The sequence below is a fragment of the Streptomyces sp. NPDC002446 genome, assembly GCF_053595675.1.
This window is the reverse complement of the sequence record NZ_JBSFYC010000160.1, coordinates 1-2,276: the sequence shown is the minus strand read 5'-3', so window position 1 is coordinate 2,276 and position 2,276 is coordinate 1. Positions and strand designations below refer to the sequence as shown.

The 2,276-nt window shown below is 69.9% G+C and carries 3 protein-coding genes; all 3 read right to left on the bottom strand.

Translation table 11 applies throughout. The annotated features are described in order from the left end of the window. The coding region (locus ACWD6P_RS36930; protein WP_451448597.1) for an adenosylhomocysteinase at window positions 1-155 on the bottom strand (155 nt) is incomplete at its 3' end. Next, on the bottom strand, window positions 136-1,026 hold the full coding sequence (gene metF, locus ACWD6P_RS36925; protein ID WP_451448596.1) for a methylenetetrahydrofolate reductase [NAD(P)H]: 891 nt from the start codon (window positions 1,024-1,026) through the stop codon (window positions 136-138). The genes metF and ACWD6P_RS36930, both read right to left, overlap by 20 nt. Next, window positions 1,023-2,276 (bottom strand): vitamin B12 dependent-methionine synthase activation domain-containing protein (locus ACWD6P_RS36920; protein WP_451448595.1); only part of this gene is annotated, 1,254 nt, incomplete at its 5' end. The genes metF and ACWD6P_RS36920, both read right to left, overlap by 4 nt.

Genomic DNA, 2,276 nt, shown 5'->3' with positions numbered 1-2,276 from the left:
GCGCCGGCCAGCGGCTGGGCTGCGGCGTACTCCTTGCGGATCGCCATCAGGCCGGGCATCTCGTGCTCGGCGAGGGTGATCTCCTTGCGGCCGAACTCGGCGAGGGAGAGGTCGGCGACCTTGAAGTCCGTGAAGTCAGCCGTGGGCGAGGACATGTGTGCTCCTTGGATTCGGGAGGGGGTTGGCTGCGGAGCCCAGCACGTTGCGGTGGATCTCCGTCGTCGCGGTGGACTTGTTCAGCGTGATGTAGTGCAGGCCGGGGGCGCCCTCGGCGAGCAGCCGCTCGGCCATGGCGGTGGCGTGGTCGACACCGATCCGGTGTCCCTCGCGGGGCTGGTCGCGTACGGCTTCGAGCCGGTGGGCCAGTTCGTCGGGGAAGGAGGCGCCGCTGAGCTCGGCGAAGCGGCTGATGTGGCGTACGTCGGTCGCGGGCATGATCTCGGGGATGATCGGGATGTCGCAGCCGGCGGCCGCGACCCGGTCCCTGAGCCGCAGATAGTCCTCCACGTGGAAGAACATCTGCGTGATCGCGTAGTCGGCGCCCGCCCGGCACTTGGCCACGAAGTGCCGGATGTCGCTCTCCCAGTCCGGTGAGCGCGGGTGCCGCTCCGGAAACGCGGCCACGCCGATGGTGAACTCGCCCAGGGAGCGGATGAGTTCGACCAGTTCGTGCGCGTAGGTCAAGCCCTCGGGGTGCGGGGTCCAGGTGCCGAGCGGATCACCGGGCGGGTCTCCGCGCAGCGCGAGGATGTCGCGGATGCCCGCGTCCGCGTACTGCCCGACGATCTGCCGCAGCTCGGCCACCGAGTGCCCGACGGCCGTGAGGTGGGCGACCGGACGCAGCGTCGTCTCCGCGGCGATGCGCCGGGTGACGGCGACGGTGCGGTCCCGGGAGGAGCCGCCGGCCCCGTAGGTGACGGAGACGAAGTCGGGGCGCAGCGCCTCGACGCGGCGCAGGGCGCTCCACAGGGTGCGCTCGCCCGCCGCCGTCTTCGGCGGGAAGAACTCGAAGGAGAAAGTCGTCATGCGCGGCCTCCGGCGTTGAAGTAGCTCGCCTCCGGGTGGTGGACGACGATGGCGTCGGTGGACTGCTCGGGGTGGAGCTGGAACTCCTCCGACAGGTGGACGCCGATCCGCTCCGGCTGCAGGAGGTCGGCGATCTTGGCGCGGTCCTCCAGGTTCGGGCAGGCCGGGTAGCCGAGCGAGTAGCGGCAGCCCTGGTACTCCGTGCGGAACATGCCTTCCATCGCGGACGGATCGCTGCCGTCGATGCCGAGCTCCGAGCGGACGCGGGCGTGCCAGTACTCGGCGAGCGCCTCGGCCAGCTGCACGGACAGGCCGTGTAGTTCGAGGTATTCGCGGTAGGAGTCGGCGGCGAAGAGCTCGGCCGTGGCCTCGCCGATCCTTGAGCCGACCGTGACCACCTGGAGCCCGACCACGTCGGGCTCCCCCGCCTCCTCGGGGCGGAAGAAGTCGGCCAGGCACAGCCGACGGCCGCGGCGCTGGCGCGGGAACGTGAAGCGGGCCCGCTCGCCCCCGACCTCGTCCAGGATGATCAGGTCGTTCCCCTTGGACACACAGGGGAAGTAGCCGTGGACCACGGCCGCTTCGAGCAGGTTCTCCGTCCGCAGCCGGTCGAGCCACATGCGCAGCTGCGGCCGGCCCTCGCTCTCGATGGTGTCGCCCTTGAGCCCCCACTGGCCCTTGAACAGGGCACTCTCGTCCAGCCAGGACGCGTACTCCTTGAGCTGGATGCCCTTGATGACGCGGGTGCCCCAGAACGGCGGGGCCGGTACCGGGTTGTCGAGGGCGACGTCCGAGCGGCCGGTGTCCTCGGGTTCCTCGATGGTCAGCGTCCGCTGTGGCACGCGGCGTTTCTTCAGCTCCGGCAGGGTCGCGCCGGGCACGCCCCGCTTGACGGCGATCAGCGCGTCCATCAGGCGCAGGCCCTCGAAGGCGTCCCGGGCGTAGCGGACCTCGCCGTCGTAGATCTCGTGCAGGTCCTGCTCGACGTAGGCGCGGGTGAGGGCGGCCCCGCCCAGGATCACCGGGTAGGTCGCCGCCAGCTTGCGCTGGTTGAGCTCCTCCAGGTTCTCCTTCATGATCACCGTGGACTTCACCAGGAGCCCGGACATGCCGATGACGTCGGCCTTGTGCTCCTCGGCGGCTTCCAGGATCGCGGAGACCGGCTGCTTGATGCCGAGGTTGACGACGTTGTAGCCGTTGTTGGACAGGATGATGTCGACGAGGTTCTTGCCGATGTCATGGACGTCGCC